The sequence below is a fragment of the Candidatus Binataceae bacterium genome (assembly GCA_036495685.1).
GTDB lineage: Bacteria > Desulfobacterota > Binatia > Binatales > Binataceae > JAFAHS01.
In genome coordinates, this window is record DASXMJ010000219.1 from 1 (window position 1) to 15,249 (window position 15,249).

The 15,249-nt window shown below is 61.2% G+C and carries 12 protein-coding genes; 4 read left to right on the top strand and 8 right to left on the bottom strand.

The window, feature by feature from the left end; genetic code table 11:
• Positions 1–582: 582 nt before the first annotated feature.
• Positions 583–2,193 carry a hypothetical protein gene (locus VGI36_20080; GenBank protein ID HEY2487448.1) on the bottom strand — a complete coding sequence of 537 codons (1,611 nt, stop codon included), beginning with the start codon at positions 2,191–2,193 and terminating at the stop codon, positions 583–585.
• Between VGI36_20080 and VGI36_20085 the strand changes: the two genes are divergently transcribed.
• Both VGI36_20085 and VGI36_20090 read left to right on the top strand, forming a co-directional pair.
• Positions 2,178–3,956, top strand: a complete 1,779-nt coding sequence (locus VGI36_20085) for a glycosyltransferase family 39 protein (protein ID HEY2487449.1) — start codon at positions 2,178–2,180, stop codon at positions 3,954–3,956. The genes VGI36_20080 and VGI36_20085 overlap by 16 nt on opposite strands.
• Before the next feature lie 330 nt (positions 3,957–4,286).
• Complete coding sequence (locus tag VGI36_20090; GenBank protein HEY2487450.1) at positions 4,287–5,444, top strand: acyl-CoA dehydrogenase family protein; 1,158 nt, start codon at positions 4,287–4,289, stop codon at positions 5,442–5,444.
• A gap of 55 nt (positions 5,445–5,499) precedes the next feature.
• Here VGI36_20090 and VGI36_20095 read toward each other — a convergent pair whose 3' ends face one another.
• The 5 genes from VGI36_20095 to VGI36_20115 form a co-directional block, all read right to left on the bottom strand.
• Positions 5,500–6,888 (bottom strand): cytochrome P450, encoded by a 1,389-nt coding sequence (locus VGI36_20095; protein HEY2487451.1) that lies wholly within the window; start codon positions 6,886–6,888, stop codon positions 5,500–5,502.
• Positions 6,889–7,153: 265 nt separating this feature from the next.
• Positions 7,154–8,338, bottom strand: a complete 1,185-nt coding sequence (locus tag VGI36_20100; GenBank protein ID HEY2487452.1) for an acetyl-CoA acetyltransferase — start codon at positions 8,336–8,338, stop codon at positions 7,154–7,156.
• Between the two features lie 69 nt (positions 8,339–8,407).
• Positions 8,408–9,817, bottom strand: coding sequence for an OB-fold domain-containing protein (locus VGI36_20105; GenBank protein HEY2487453.1), 1,410 nt, complete (start codon positions 9,815–9,817; stop codon positions 8,408–8,410).
• A 176-nt stretch (positions 9,818–9,993) separates the two neighbouring features.
• Complete coding sequence (locus tag VGI36_20110) at positions 9,994–11,076, bottom strand: HlyD family efflux transporter periplasmic adaptor subunit (GenBank protein HEY2487454.1); 1,083 nt, start codon at positions 11,074–11,076, stop codon at positions 9,994–9,996.
• A gap of 11 nt (positions 11,077–11,087) precedes the next feature.
• Positions 11,088–11,351, bottom strand: coding sequence for a YtcA family lipoprotein (locus VGI36_20115; GenBank protein ID HEY2487455.1), 264 nt, complete (start codon positions 11,349–11,351; stop codon positions 11,088–11,090).
• Between the two features lie 111 nt (positions 11,352–11,462).
• Between VGI36_20115 and VGI36_20120 the strand changes: the two genes are divergently transcribed.
• Positions 11,463–13,025 (top strand): TolC family protein, encoded by a 1,563-nt coding sequence (locus tag VGI36_20120; GenBank protein ID HEY2487456.1) that lies wholly within the window; start codon positions 11,463–11,465, stop codon positions 13,023–13,025.
• 84 nt (positions 13,026–13,109) lie between these two features.
• Here the strand turns inward: VGI36_20120 and VGI36_20125 are convergent, their stop codons facing one another.
• Positions 13,110–13,898: an ABC transporter permease gene (locus tag VGI36_20125; protein HEY2487457.1), complete on the bottom strand. Its 789-nt coding sequence runs from the start codon at positions 13,896–13,898 to the stop codon at positions 13,110–13,112.
• Complete coding sequence (locus VGI36_20130) at positions 13,895–14,635, bottom strand: ABC transporter ATP-binding protein (protein HEY2487458.1); 741 nt, start codon at positions 14,633–14,635, stop codon at positions 13,895–13,897. Before VGI36_20130 ends, VGI36_20125 begins: the two co-directional genes overlap by 4 nt.
• Positions 14,636–14,916: 281 nt before the next feature.
• On the opposite strand from VGI36_20130, the gene VGI36_20135 reads away from it, so the two are divergent.
• On the top strand, positions 14,917–15,249 hold a 333-nt coding region (locus VGI36_20135; protein ID HEY2487459.1), incomplete at its 3' end, for an STY0301 family protein.

Below are 15,249 nucleotides of genomic sequence, written 5' to 3' on the forward strand. Positions count from 1 at the left end.
CATCGAGTGCCGGATGTTCTTCTTCAGCACCAACAGGGTGAACCAGCTTGGACTTGGGAGCAGCGGCCATAGACCTTCCTCCAGGCGAAGCATCTGAGCCGTAGCAAAGGGCGCCTTAAGAGGGCAAGTTGGCCTCGGCAGATGCAAGACAGGGATAAACCCCGGCCCCTCGCCGGAACGGAGACGGGAGCGGAAGGCCCGTGGGTATTTTCGGTACCCGTGTCCGCCTCCATGGGGGGCGAAGGGCAGACAAGTCGCTGCGACATGCGAGCGTTATCGGGCCGCTCACGCCGATTGACCTTGTCCCCAGGGCAGACTGTATGGTCGTCGCAGAAGGAGCCACCCGGCTATCGCTGAGCCAGCAGGGTGAACCGTCGCGCTGCAATTGCAATGGATCGGAGCAATACCACCACACTGATCTGCCCACTCTCTTGAGGCACCAGCAGCTTTGGCGACCGGCGGGGGCGCGGCTGCGCTGGCCGCGGGGCTTGGACGCCTGACCAAATCGGCGCGATTTCGCCAATCCGGCGATCATATTGGCCAAGGGAGGCGAATGACCAACCGGGCGGAATTCGCAAAACGTTACGGAACCTCGGCCTCTTCCGTTACAGCGTGCCGCTCTGGCGCCTCCTGACTGGGCGAGGGCGCCTCCAGCTCCCAGACCGTGTAGTGCTGCGTGTGAAGAATTGGCCGATACCCGCTGCTTGCGAGCAGCTCCGGTTGAACCAACACCAGCGGCAACAGCTGAATCGGAGAGTCAGATACCACTACCTTCACGCGGCGCTTGGCGACGGCATCGTTGATCGGATCGGTCCAATAGTGCGCGGTTTCACTTATGAGGGTAAAGAAATTGGCAGCGCCTAGTCGCTGGCGCGCCGTCCGGAAGCCGTAATGCTGGTACATGGCTTTTGCTTGGCGATACGTTCCGTACAGTTCTGGATAGCGAATCAGCTGCGCCCGGTTTGCCTCGAAACAAATGAACGACGGCGCGATCACGACGTCACTGGGAGTCGTTGCCCGGCGCACGGTCGCAGCAATTCGCGAGATTTCTTCGTGCGGTGCGAACCCGAAGCCGTACACACTGTCGCGCAGCCAGTTCTCGTTTATCAAGGGCGTGAATATCAGCAGGCAAATCAGGGTGAACAGGCCACCACCGATTGCCCAGATCCAGTCCGACCGCGGTGCCCGCTCGGTCGTGATGAGATTGCGGATGGCATCGTAGAGCGCGAGCAAGCCGAAGCCGGCGATTACTGCGATAAAAGGTAACCCCTCCACGTAGTTATGGCCCCAGGCGGTCGGGCTAAGCAGGCCAAAGAAGAAGTACTGGGCCGCCGCCAGAGCGAGCACCAGACCGGCCGCGCCTTTGACCGGGGCGGCGGCGAGAATGCGAATCACCCCAAGAGCAAACAACGGCGCCAGGATGTCAAGAATAAGGGTCGGGTAGAGCGCGACCGCGGCCCTCGCATCACGGCCCTTCATGAAGTGGAAAAGGAAGGTCTGAAAGACGAATTCAAATCCGTAGCGCCAGTAGCAGAAGGCGGACAGCAGCGCGATCGCGGCCACAACCGCGGTACCGATCGCGATGGCGTAGCCCGTCCGCCGCCGCACTACGCCGAGATAGCCGATGAGAACGACGACTGAAACCACAGCCGTCAACTTAATGGCACATGCGAGCGCGAGGAGCCCGGCGATCGCCACTGCGCCGCGGCGGGTAAGCGACGAGGAGCTTTCATCGACCACCAGGATGGTTGCGCCCACCACCAGCGGCGCCACGAAGCATTCCCGTTCATAGAGGTGGTAGCGAAAGACGAGCGCGCCGAAACCATATAAGATCGCCGACGCGAAGGCGACCGGCCGATCTGCTGCGCGGCGCGCCAGCCCAAAGACGAGCAGACTGGTCGCGTAGATTGCGGCTTCGTTCAAGAACTCGAGTGAATTAAGGCTCGCGCCGAATAACCTGATGTAGACGCCGGCGGCCCACTCCAGAACCGGAAAGTGTACGTGAAGAAAATCCAGATAGGGGCGCATCCCAACCGACACCAGGTACGCATTTTCGAGGTAGAAATCGTCCTCGATCCAGACTTCTGGATAGAGGAACCGCGCCAGGCGCGGGACCAGCAGTACGATGGCGAGCCCCACGCCTATTCCGGTCGCTTGCGGAGTGACGGCCCTGCGCGATGACGACCGGCTCATCGAAGCGAACCTCGCAGGCGTCCCCGCCGTTTGCAGCCTCCGCACGCGGCGCGCCCGATGTCATCACAGTCGCCGTCCTGCTCGCCTTCACGCTCCTGATGATGACGCGATCGGGATCGCGCCGTGGGGCCGAGCTCATGCCGTGGCCGGACGGTCTCGAATACGCCGCACAAGCGGTGAATCTCGATCAAGGTCGAGGAGCGGTTCTGCATTTTGGCGGTTATTCTTACCCGTCCCGCTACCCCGAAGGCTACCCGCTAATTCTTGCCGCCGCCTTGCCGATAATCGGCCATGACGTGGCGCTGCTCTATACCGTGACCATCGCCATCGGGCTTTGCGCAATCGTGGCTATATACCTGCTCGCGCTCAAGCTGTTTGGCCGATCGAGCGCAATTCTGGCCGCGGTTCTGCTCGCACTCTGTCCCGTGTTCGTCGCCTATTCGACGCTGGTTTTGAGCGACGTGCCGACCCTGACCGTTACGCTCCTCGCGGCTTGGGCGCTGGCGCGTGCTACCGATGAGGAAGGCCGTCCCGAGCGCGAGGCCGCGCTCTACGCGACGTGGATCATCCTGGGTTTCATCGCCGGATTCTCCGCGATCATGCGCCCGACTAATGCGATGATCGTGGGAGCAATCGCTGTCGCATTGATCGCAGTTCCGCCACGGGGCGTTGGTCTTCGCGGCATGGCGACTTGCGCTGCGGGCTTTTTCGTCGCGCTGGCGATTATGCCCCTTCTGCAGCTGCATTCAAATGCAATTAATTTCGGCGGCGCGCTAAGCAGCGGCTACGGATGGTGGGTGCCGGAGGTCTACTCGCAATCTGGTCGTCAGTTCAACCTCTCGCATCTCTTCGGACCGACCCTGCCGCGAAACCCGCACGGCAATGTGCCGGTCTACGTGACGGCGTTGTTGGGTTTGGACGGCATGCTGGGCGACCAGGGCGATCCCAGATATTTTCTCTACCCGTTCGCGGCGGCGGCCTTCGCGCTAGTCGGAATCTTCGCGGCGTTGCGGAACCGCGACCAACGCACCACGCGGCGCCTGGCATACTTCGGGCTCGCCTTACTCGGGCTCCTGTTCGCGGTCTACATTTTCGACTTGTTCACCGAAACCGCTTACCTGCTCCCCGGGGTGTTCATCGTATTCATGATGGCAGGGCATGGAGCGGTCGTGGCCAATCGATGGATGCGCGCGGCATTGAGCGCGCGCGCGAGAAGTGCTCCCAGGCTGGCCGCGGCGATCGGCGTGCTCATGCTCGACCTTCTGCTGTTGATTGCACTCGCTACGGAAATCTCGGTTCGCCTGTCAGCCGAACCGCTGCAGTCGCCAACCGTCGAATCGTTGCAACAAATCGAAGCGAAAGTCTCGCCCCGGGCCACGATCCTAAGCAATATCTCCCTTCAGCTTCTGGAGTTGTACCTTTCCGGTAGGTCGCGAAAGTTCGTCGCACTGAATTCACACGATCCGGGCGAGAGCTTCACCGACTACCACCTAAATCGCCTGTTCGCGAAGCGTGCGCTCGGATGGAGCGGACCGATTCCTCAGCTGCTCTTTGCCGATGATGTCATGGCTACCGCCGTGGTGAGCGGACTGAACGCTGATGCACGCAGCGCCGACGGCGCATATTTGCTGCTCGGTGCGCCGGAATCACCTGACTACGCGACGGTGGTGCGCGAGCAAGTGGACAAGCTGGGCGCAGCGTTCGCGATGGAACCGCTGCTGCAAAATCGCAACGTGGGGTTGTTCAAATTGGTTCCCCACTAGCGGACAAATTCACCGGCTGCCGTTAAGAACCCAGTGCCCACGAAGGTCGCCGGGACCGGATAATCCTCGCGCTATTTCCCGGCGCCGCCCTGGTCGCAGGGCCTACTCGCAGCCTCCAAATTGCTGCACCGACTCATCTTTAGCGTCCGTCGCGCGAATCCGAGGAAGCTCGGGGGACTCCTTGGCCCTGAAGGCAGGTAAGGAGCGGGCTGCCCTTTCACCGGTTGTGCTGATTCCAATCCGCGAGCCACCCGGTTTACGTGGAGGGGTCTCTCGTCCTATCCATAGAACCGGGCGGGAGCCTCGCGCTGCTGCACCAACAGGAGACAAATGAGACGGGAAATATTCAGCGCAGAACACGACATGTTCCGGGAGCAGGTGCGGCGGTTAGTCAATACCGAGATCGAGCCAAAAGTCGCCGAATGGAATCGCAACGGCATCAGCGATCGGGAAAGCTGGCGCAGATTGGGTGCGGCCGGCTTTCTGGGAGCAAACGCGCCGGAGGAATACGGCGGCGGGGGCGTGGACTTTCTGTACGACGCAATCGTGATGGAGGAACTCGCACGGGTGCGTGCTCACGGCCTGATGATGGGGCTGCATTCGGATATCTGCCTGCCCTATCTCAGCACCTTCGGCAGCGAAGAGCAGAAGCGACGCTACCTGCCCAAGGCGATCTCGGGTGAGACGATCCTGGCAATCGCCATGACCGAGCCGAGTACCGGTTCGGACCTGGCGGCGGTTCGCACCAGCGCCAAGCGCGAGGGCGATCATTACGTGATCAACGGCTCGAAGATTTTCATCTCAAACGGGCAGCTCGCCGACCTGGTTATCGTGGTGACCAAGACCGATGCGAATGCGAAGCCTGCCCATCGCGGTATCAGCCTGATCCTCGTCGACGGCAATGCGCCGGGTTTCGTGCGCGGGCGCAAACTCGACAAACTCGGCTTCAAAGGACAGGACACCAGCGAGTTGTTCTTCGAGGACTGCCGCGTTCCCGTCACCAACCTGCTCGGCACGGAGGGGCAGGGATTCAAGATGCTGATGGAGAAGCTCCAGCAGGAACGGCTGGTCTGTGCAGTAGGCGCCATCGAGAGCGCCAAGCGCTGCCTCGAAGACACCATCGCATACACCAAGCAGCGCCGCGCTTTCGGGCAGGCGATCTCATCCTTCCAGAACACGCAGTTCAAGCTCGCCGAGATGGCCACCGAGGTCGAAGTGGGACGCGCTTTCGTCGATCGCCTGATGGCCGCGCACGTTCGCCACGAAGACCTGGTGACGGAGGTAAGCATGGCGAAATGGTGGACGACGGAACTGCTCAAAAAGGTCTCCAGCCAGTGCCTGCAACTCTTCGGCGGCTATGGGTTCATGATGGAGTATCCGGTCGCGACCGACTACGCCGACGCCGCCGTGCAGGCCATCTACGCGGGCACCAACGAGATCATGAAGGTGATCATCGCGCGCAGAATGGGACTGGATGTCCGGGACTGAACCGGGAGAATTCGGCCGACCTCCCTTGAGGAAGGACAGCAAGGACTGAGATGTCTTAAAGCCCGGGTCCGGTGCGACGACTAGCTACCACGACCGGTAACCCGCGCGAGGGAGCGAACGCGATGCTGCGGCGTTCGAGGCGGGCCGTGTAACCGGGGACAGGTTTCAGTTCTACACGCGAGAGGATCTGGGCCAGAACGATTTTCATCTGATAGGTCGCGAAAGCCGCGCCGATACATCTGCGCGTCCCGCCCCCGAAGGGGAAGAAGGTGTACGGGTCGATGCGGTTGCTCAAGAACCGTTCGGGGTTGAACTTCAGCGCTTCCTCCCACAGGTCACTGCGGCGATGCGTGAGGTAGATGCATGGCGCGACTACCACGGCGGCGGGAAGTTCACGGCCCGCAATAGTGGCGGGAGCCTGCAGTTCGCGTCCCGCGTTCGGAATGACCGGGTCCAGGCGCATGGTTTCGTTGATGACCGCTTCCAGATAGCGAAGCTTGTTCACATGCTCCGCGGCGGTTGGTTCTGCACCGGTCACCGATCGGACCTCGGTTCGCGCGCGCTCGGCGACCTCAGGGTTTGTCAGCAGGCGATTGATGACCCACGACAACGATGCGGCGGTGGTTTCATGCCCGGCAAGTAACAGGGTCAACATCTCGTCGCGCAAGGTTTCCTGGTCGAGCGGAGCACCGTTCTCGTCACGCGCCAGCAGCAGCATTGAGAGAATATCGCCGCGCGGCTCAGCGCCCGGCTCGCGCCGCTCGCGAATAGTTGCGAACAAGAGTTGCGAAAATTCGCGATGCCACCTGACCGCGCGACCCCACGGGCTCCAGGGGCCGAGATCGATCTGCAGGGCGGGCAGATCGAACAACGTCCCAAAGCGGCTGGCATATACGGCGAATAGCTTTGTCAGGGTCTCGCGGATGAGCATAGCGGTCGGGCCGTTCTGCAATCCGAACACGCTGCGCATGATCACCTCAAAGGTGATTGCGCGCATTGCATGATGAAGCGGGAATGGCTGCTCGATTGGCCAACGATCGATCTCGGCGTCGGCAATGGAACGCATCGTATCGGCGTACGCCCGCATCCGCTCGCCATGAAAAGCAGGCAAGATTAATCGCCGGTCGTGCAAATGCGCAGGGCCATCCAGAAACAGCAGGGATCGTTCGCCCATGAACGCGCCCAGCGGGCGGTTCGCTTTGCCAGCCGCAAAGATCGCTGGGTCGCCCTGGAAAATTTCTCGAATCGCCACCGGGTCGCTGGTGAATACGAATGGCGAAACTCCGGGCACGCGCAACGTGAACCAGTCGCCATAGCGGCGCGCGCAATCATCGAGGAACCTGAAGGGATTGCGGACAAAATTGAGGGTCGCGAAAAAGCCCGGCCCCGGGGGCAATTGCGACGGCTTCAAGCCCGCGAGCGAAGTATCGGCGGCAGATGACACTGTTAGCTCTCCTCAGGCCTTAGAGCGGGGAACTCCCCCTCGACCGATCAGTGAACCACGAGGGTGGCGGATCGAGGGCCGTGCGCTATTCACTTACATTGCGTCGAGCTGCGGTCGATAAGGAGGGTCTTAAGCGGAGCAGCTCATGGCGATCGTTTCAGCCGACCGATGTGAGCGCTATTTTTCGTATCGTTCTACGGGCCGCAAGAAAAGGCACCGAGAGTGGTTCTCGGTGCCCCTTCTCCGCCAGTCATTTTGCGGAAGATCAGCCGACGTTGCGGCCCACCACGGATACGAAGCTGACGCAGCGACCGGGAGCGCCGCCAAGGTTGTGGGTCAGGCCGATCTTTGGATCCTTGATCTGCCGCGGCCCCGCCTCGCCGCGGAACTGGAGCCACATTTCGTACATCATGCGCAATCCCGACGCGCCGATCGGATGGCCGAACGACTTCAGGCCGCCATCCGGATTTACCGGCAGCTTACCCTCGAGGTCGAAGAAACCCTCCAGCACATCCTGCCACGCGGTTCCGCGCGGGCTGAAGCCGAGATCTTCGTAGAGCACCAGTTCAGTAGGCGTGAAGCAGTCGTGCACCTCGGCCATGCTGATCTGTTGGCGCGCATTGGTAATTCCCGCCTGGCGGTAGGCATCGACCGATGAAGCTACGACTTCATTGAAGGTCGTGAAATCGTAGTCCGGCGAAAGCGGCCCTTCGCCAGGTCCTGCGACGAATGACAATGCCTTGATGTAAATTGGATTCTTGCAGTACTTGTGCGCGTCTTCGGCGCGGACGACTATCGCCGCCGCGGATCCGTCGGAGACACCCGAACAATCCATGATCCCCAGCGGGTCCGCGATTTTTGGCGAGTTCTTGATCGCCTCGATCGATACTTCCTTTTGGAATTGCGCCTTCGGGTTGCGCGCACCGTTACGATGATTCTTCCACGCGATGCGCGACAGCACGTCCTTACCCTTTTCCGGATCGAGCCCGTACTTCTTGAAATACGCTGGCGCCAGGAGCGAGAACGATGCGGGAGCGGTCATGCTCCCTTCGGTACCGTCATTGGGAGGGACGTTTCCCACCAGTCCCGAGTAGCCCGAATCCTTGAGTTTCTCGACGCCGATCGCCATGGCAACGTCGAACGCGCCCGACGCGACCGCATAGGCGGCCTGCCGCAGCGCTTCCGATCCGGTGGCGCACATATTCTCAACCCGCGTCACCGGCTTGTATTGAATCTTGAGCGGCTCGGAGAGAGTGAGTCCGGAGATTCCCGAACCCATCGTGCCAAGCCAGTAGGCATCCACGTCATCTGGACCGATGCCGGCCGATTCGTAGGCCTGGTAGGCGGCATCCACTAGCAAATCCTCGGCGCCTTTGTCCCAATGCTCTCCGAACTTGGTGCACCCCATTCCGACGATTGCAACGCGATCCTTGATGCCTTTGCTTGCCATAGTCTCCCTCCGGCCCTAACTCTTATCTCTACGCGAGTCGCGAGAGAAGATTTGGAAAGGCGGTCAGGCCTATCGTTTTGGCCTCGCCTTCCAGAAATAGTTGTGCACGCCATCGGCAGTAAAGAGGCGGCGAAAAGTCATTTCGACCTCGTTACCGATGGCAACTTTCTCGGGTTCGCAATCAGTCATTTCGCCCAGGAACCGTCCGCCGCCATCGAAATCGATGACCACGTTGATGGTTGGCGGATTAAGCGAAAACGCCAGCCGATCAATCGCGTACGTTGCGATCCGCGCGGTCCGGTCCGCAAATGGATACGGTTCCATCTTATCACGGGCCCGGCACTTCACACAGACGCGCTGGGGCGGAAGCTGGGGGGTGCCGCAGTTGGTGCACTTGCTGCCGACAAAAGCGAATTTCCATTGCTCGGAACGAAACATGGGGGGGCCGGCAGGGCGGTCGGGGTCCGGCCGGCGCGGTGGCTCGGTGGGAAGAATCTCGCGCCACTTGAGGTAGCTGCCGTACGAGACGTCGCCCTTCGACTCGATCATCCTGCCGACCGAGCGCAGCGGTTTGAATTCGGCGATCGCCGGTGTGGCAGGCAGCACCATCGCGTCGGCGCCATCCGCGACCGATGCGACCAGCACCCGCTCGCCGGGCTTCAAGCTCGGCAGCACGCTCGCCAGCATCAGCCCCACATGGGCGGCGCCGGTTTGTCCGACTGTCAGTGCAAAGGGATCGGAGAGCTTCGCCGGTTCGATCCTCAATCCGCGGATGATCTCTTCGACCGCGCGTGGATTGGGGGCGTCAATGACGACCTTGGCGAGATCTCCCGGCGAGACCTTGGCCCGGGTCAACACGTCCTGGATGGTTTTGGTGAGGAGGGGCGCATAGGCCTGCGTTAGTGAAAAGCGCTCTTCCCAGGAGTGGGCGAATTGCTCGCCCGGCGCGCGCCAGGTGTCTAGAAACTCGCGGGTCAGCGAGGAGCTTGCCTCGCATTCCGCGATGACGTGATCGGTTCCCAGCACGAAAGCCGCCGCGCCATCGCCGTTTTGCTGCTCGGCTTTACCTTCTGGAGCGCCGAGCCGCGTATCGGCCATCGCCACGACGGCCTGAGAGCGGGAGCTGGCAGCCGCGTCGATGCCCTGCAGGAAAGAGGTCAGGCCGGCCCGGACCGATCCCGTCACATCCATCGCGCGAATCGAGCTTGGCAAGCGGGCAGCGGCGCCGATCACCGTCGCATTGAGCTTTTCGCCGTAGGGCGGCGTGGTGGTCGCGAACAGCAGCGTAGCGATGGTCCCAACGGGCGCGGACTTGAGGGCGTCGCGTACGGCTTCCACCGCCATCGAGGTGCTGTCTTCATCAAAACTCGCTACCGCGCGCTCGCCTTTGCTGGCGGCTACGCCGAGCACCTGCGCAATAGCGGCTCGCTTGAGCCGCCGGTATGGGATGTATGAGCCGTAAGCAACAATTCCAGCCATGTTCGTGATTAAACGCTGATACGGCGTGCGAGGTCAAACCAGTCGGTCGTTGCGGAATTCGACCAATTATCGGTTTCGAGAGTCCCTGACTTCCGCAGCGGCTTGAGGCACAGGGAAGAGCGCAGAGGTCCTGCTCCGGCTCTTTCCTGAGCGCTGGGGTTATCCCAAGCGACGATTCAATATGAAGGTCCCTGTCGCTCGAGGTGGCGGATTAGCGGGGCGTGATGGTCCGTGAACCCTTCGAGGGTGACCACTGCCGTCTGCCCGGTTCGAAACGGACGCTGGGGATCGCGATCTTCGAGCACGATTCGCACCGGGAAGCGTTGCGACAGCCGCACCCAGTTGAGGGTTGGCTCCACTGCGGGAAGGCCCTCTACCGTCGCCCCGTTCTGCTGATAGAGGGCCCAGCCGACCCCCTGCACGCGGCCCCGAAAACGCTTTTCTGGATAACTCAGCAGATAGACATCGACGCTCATGCCGGGGCGAATGTGATCGAGAAAGTTTTCGCGAAAGTTCGCCACCACGTACCAGGTGCGATCGTCGACCAGGCTGAGTACGTCTTTTCCTTCATTGGCGTACTGCCCAACCGAGATATTGAGATTCGTGACCAAGCCGTCAAACGGCGCGTGCACGTAACAATAGTTGACGTTCAAACGGGCGTCTTCCACCGCGGCCTCGGCCTCCTTGCGGCGTGCGTTGATATCGCCGAGCTGTCCGAGATTGTTTTCTGCGCGGCGCACTTCAGAACGCGCGTTGTCCACCCCGGCCTCCGCCGCGTGCACGCGTGATCGTGCATCAAAGACGTCATTGGCAGTAACGAAATGTCTGGCGAGCAGCGGCTCGATGCGTCCGAGGTATTGCTTGTCATATGCCAGGTCGGCTTCGCGTCGTTTCTGCTCGGCCTCCGCGGCGTTGATCGCGTCGGTGTAGGCTTTGATTTCGAGATTGGTGAGCGCGAGTCTCGCGGTGAGCCGATCGAGCGTGGCTTGGTAGGGACGTGGATCGACGACGAACAACAGCGCACCCTGCTTTACGTACTGATTGTCGACGATCGGAAGTTGCACGATCGGTCCGCTGACGTGCGGCGCAACCGCGATCATGTTGGCCCGGACGTAAGCGTCGTCGGTGCGTGGATAGACGTAGTAGATGCGGGTCACGTAAAGCGCGGCGACGATCGCCGTCACGACAATTGCTGCGCTCAGGGTTAGGCCAACAACGCGAAACGCGGAATCGCCGCCGGGTGAAACGCCCGAAGTCATCAGTATCGCCGTCAGATTCGAAAGAAAATCAGATAAACCATGGAGGCAGCCAGCACGGCGAGGGCGATGTAGACGGCTGGCAGCGGCCACAGATACGGTTCGATACCAAGTGTGACAAAGACCGGCCGGAATGCAATCGCCACGATTCCACCCACGATTGCGCAAAACAGCCAGGCAGGGAAATTGGCGCCCGCGATATTAATGATTGGGTCGCATCCGACGCATGCACACAGCAGCATCAGGCCAGCAAGTGATAACGACGAGAGATTGCGCATCGAAGCACCACGATTGTGCCCAAGCACGTGGTCGGATTCAATTCAGGCTGCGGCCCGGGCAGGAGTGAGGCAGCGCCAAAAGACTCTTAGACGGAAACAGGCGGAACAGCTATGGAAATCAGCGGTGAATGGAAACGGAAAGTGCTGAAGACGGTGGGCAAGCGGCGTCGTTGGCAGAGCAGACTCAGCGCACGCGAAGTCGCGATTGCCACAGTGGCGCTGCTCGTGGCGACCTTTGCAGGCTGCACCTATTTCCAGGAGCAACCGGAAATCCAACCCGATCGATTCGCGCCGCCTGCGCCCGATCGATCGTGGATAGAGGCCCGGAGTCTGCGCAAGGAGTATGCGGTCCCGCCTGCGCCCCAGAACGGCGGAGCGGGGGTGACGGTTATTCCCTCGCCGGCGAACCCGCAGATGCCTGCTGGCGAACGCCAGAGTCTTGCCACCCTCATCGATATTTCCCTGACCAACAATCCTGAGACCCGCCGCAGCTGGGAGAATGCGCGCGCCGCGGCCGCCGCCTATGGCGCGTCGAGAGCGCCCTACTACCCGCTGGTCACTACCGAAACTGACGCCGGCTACCAGCGAATTCTGCTTCAATTTTCTACCCGCACCGCCGCGGTTCAGCAATGGCAAGTCCAGCCGATCATCGATCTCACGTACACGCTGGCCGATTTCGGGCGGCGCAGCTCGGAAGCCGAAATCGCGCGGCAGCAGCTGGCGGCGTCGAACTTCGCATTCAATCGCGTCATGCAGAACGTGGTTTTCGGCGTCCAGCAATCGTTTTATGCACTTGCTGCCGCGAAAGCCGCCGTGCAGGCCGCCCAGCAGAACGTAGAACTTGCCAGGACCGACCTCGAGGCTGTTCAGCAGAGACTCGACCTGGGACTTGCGACGCAACCCGCCTTGTTGCTGGCGCGTGAGCGCAAGGCGCAGTCTGAGTTCGAACTCGAGAATGCGAAAACCCTGGTCAACGATGCGCGCGCGGCGCTGGCGGTGGCTATAGGGGTTCCGGCCAATCAGCCGCTGGATGTCGAATCCCTCCGAAACCAGGCGGTACCGAAATCGCTGGGACAGGAGGTCGATGAATTAATTGCCACCGGGGTGCGGGAACGGCCCGACTTGTCCGCAGAGGTCGCGCGGCTTCGCCAGAGCGAGGCGGAGCAGGCGCGGGCGCGCGCCGACTGGTTTCCGGTGCTGGGAGTGAGCGCCAACTACACTCAGGCCAACTGGTGGTACAACTTCAACGGTGCGCCCGTCAATTTCAACAGCCAACCGCAGTACGCGGCGTTGATCGGCTTGCGCTGGGATCTGTTCACCGGCTTTCGGCGCTTGAATGACGATCGTCGAACGGAAGCGAGTCGCTCGGCGCAGCGGGAGTCGGTGCGCTCGCTCGAGTTGCAGACCATCGCCGAGGTGTGGCGCTCGTACTACGATTTTCAGACCGCGGTCAAACGCTACGAATTCGCGCAGGCATTGCTGGCGGCCGCTCAGGAGGCCTACGACGACAACATCGAGACTTATCGCCAGGGGCTCAGCACGATCGTCGAGCTACTGACCGCCGACCGCGATCTGGCAAACGCGCGCTTTACGATGATCCAGTCGACTGCCGACGTGCTGACGTCCTCCGCGGCGGTCGCGAACGCAGTTGGCGCAACAACTCCCGGGCGGTGACTCAGGAGAGCGCCAAGGCGCCAGCGAGCAAAGATCGCGAACCTGGAGTGCCAATCCCTGCAAGCTTGACGCCCTGGCATCTTCCTATTCGAGCTTCACCAGCAGGCCACGGTTTTGTGCGGCCGCAAAGACCATTTTGAACACCCCGATCGCGAACACGAAGTAGAAGACGTTAAGCACCAACCCGCACCAGAAGCGGTGCGGGTTGAAGCCCCCGCCGGCCAGCAACTGGCGCATGCCTTCGAACGAATGCGTGGTGGGCAAGGTCCACGCAATCCCGCGCAGCCACGGCGGCAATGACTTCACCGGGTACAGCACGCACGAAATCGGTGCCAGCAATCCCGCGAAGCTCCATGCCAGCGCCTGGATCTTGGTGGTGTACCGGAAAATCAACCCGGTGATCATGATGCCGAGGGCGAATGCAAACAGCATCAGGTTGATCAGGTAGGGCACGAAGCCCGGCAACCACGGAAAGATATTGAAGTGATAAGCCGCCAGAGCCAGCAGCGAGGCCGCACCGACACCGACCATCGCCTTCGCCACGTTCACGCAGATCAGTCCCGTCATGTACTCCGAGATCGTCAGGGGCGTCGAGAACAGGTTTATCAGGTTACGCGACCACAACTCGTCCAGAAAGCCTACCGCCAGGTCGCGCTGAAACGAGTAGAACAGTCCCCATATGATGACCGCGCTCAACACGAACTTGATGACGTCCGGCTGCATGCCGAGGCCGTGCCCCAGGTAGGTCGTGAAAAAACCCCACATTACGACGTCTAGCACCGGCCAATAGACCATGTCGGTAACGCGATCTACGTTGCGCCGCGCTTCGTACGCGTGGCGCGCCATCACCGCGACTATCCGATGTGCTTTCATCCGCGTACCTCCCGTGCCACGCGCAGGAATACTTCCTCCAGCGCGGGCTCATCACGCTCTTCTTTCAGGATCGCGTGAGTTATTTCGATCGGGCTGCCCACAGCGATCACCTGGCCGTGATTCAGAAATACAATCCGGCTGCATAGCTGCTCGACCTCGGCCATGTTGTGCGAGGTGTAGAGAATCGTCATGCCGCGCTCGCGATTCGCTTCCAGCAACTGCTCTTTAACCCGGCGGGCTATCTCGGGGTCGAGGTACGCCGTCGGCTCATCGAGCAGCAGCAGTTCCGGATCGTTGAGCATCGCCTTGGCAAGCCCGATCCGCGTGTTCTCACCCGAGGAAAGCCGCGCGATCGGCTTGTCGCGCAGCTTTGCGACATCGAACCGCTCCAGCCATTCGCCGATCCGCCGTTGCGGCTCCTTGATCCCATAGAGGCGCGCGAACACGCTGAGATTCTCGTGCACCGTCATCCGGAACGGGAACGCGACGTAAGGCGAGCTGAAGTTCATCCGCTGCAGAATTTCCTCGCGATGCGTCGCCATGGACTTGCCGAAGATCCGGATTTCTCCGGAGGTCGGCGTGATAAGGCCTAGGATCATCTGGATCGTGGTGGTCTTACCGGCCCCGTTGGGCCCGAGCATGCCGACGATCTCGCCCCGTTCTACCCGGAACGACACCCGGTCGACCGCCGTGAAGGTGTCGAAGCGTTTAGTTAGATTTTCTACCTGAACCAGCATCGCGGGATTCCTTTTTCAACACTCGCCCGGGCTCATTCGGCGACGAAAAAAAAACGGCGACCAGCGGGTACACTCTTTGTGGACCCGCGGTCGCCGTACTATGACCGATGTCTGCTGTTACCTAATGCGCAGGCGGCGGGCACAACGCGCGTGCACGGGCTTTAGCCGTGTCGATGTCAAAAGGATTCATGCTTTTGCGTTGCGCCTCCGGAAAACGCAACTAACCTAGCACATTCCTGCTCCGGCTTGCTACGAGGCGCCGCTGCGCTACCCTCGCGTCCATGAAGACCCATACGGCGTGGTTGGCTCTTTGCGTCGCCGCTATTTGCCCGCTTGGGCAGGCGCTGGGCGGTGAAGTGCAGTGCCCTGCGACCATCGCGGTGGATCAGAAAATCAGCAACACCCCCGCCGGATGGACCGCCGGCTACAACGGCTTCACCAACGAGCTCGCCAGCCTGACCGTATACGATGGGCCGCCCGAGGAGGGCGCCTCGCTGGCGTACGGCGAGCAGAAGATGGTCGCAGATAGTGTCACGGAAATCTGGCAACTCGCGCCCAACGATCGCGGCAACTGGATAACCTGCGGATATTCGAATACCGCCGCGCAGCTCACC

What these genes read in the sequence shown, in the direction of transcription:
- VGI36_20085 (HEY2487449.1), top strand. Translation starts at nt 2,178, where the DNA reads ATGACGACCGGCTCATCGAAGCGAACCTCGCAGGCGTCCCCGCCGTTT.
- VGI36_20080 (HEY2487448.1), bottom strand. Translation starts at nt 2,193, where the DNA reads ATGAGCCGGTCGTCATCGCGCAGGGCCGTCACTCCGCAAGCGACCGGA.
- VGI36_20090 (HEY2487450.1), top strand. Translation starts at nt 4,287, where the DNA reads ATGAGACGGGAAATATTCAGCGCAGAACACGACATGTTCCGGGAGCAG.
- VGI36_20100 (HEY2487452.1), bottom strand. Translation starts at nt 8,338, where the DNA reads ATGGCAAGCAAAGGCATCAAGGATCGCGTTGCAATCGTCGGAATGGGG.
- VGI36_20105 (HEY2487453.1), bottom strand. Translation starts at nt 9,817, where the DNA reads ATGGCTGGAATTGTTGCTTACGGCTCATACATCCCATACCGGCGGCTC.
- VGI36_20110 (HEY2487454.1), bottom strand. Translation starts at nt 11,076, where the DNA reads ATGACTTCGGGCGTTTCACCCGGCGGCGATTCCGCGTTTCGCGTTGTT.
- VGI36_20115 (HEY2487455.1), bottom strand. Translation starts at nt 11,351, where the DNA reads ATGCGCAATCTCTCGTCGTTATCACTTGCTGGCCTGATGCTGCTGTGT.
- VGI36_20120 (HEY2487456.1), top strand. Translation starts at nt 11,463, where the DNA reads ATGGAAATCAGCGGTGAATGGAAACGGAAAGTGCTGAAGACGGTGGGC.
- VGI36_20125 (HEY2487457.1), bottom strand. Translation starts at nt 13,898, where the DNA reads ATGAAAGCACATCGGATAGTCGCGGTGATGGCGCGCCACGCGTACGAA.
- VGI36_20130 (HEY2487458.1), bottom strand. Translation starts at nt 14,635, where the DNA reads ATGCTGGTTCAGGTAGAAAATCTAACTAAACGCTTCGACACCTTCACG.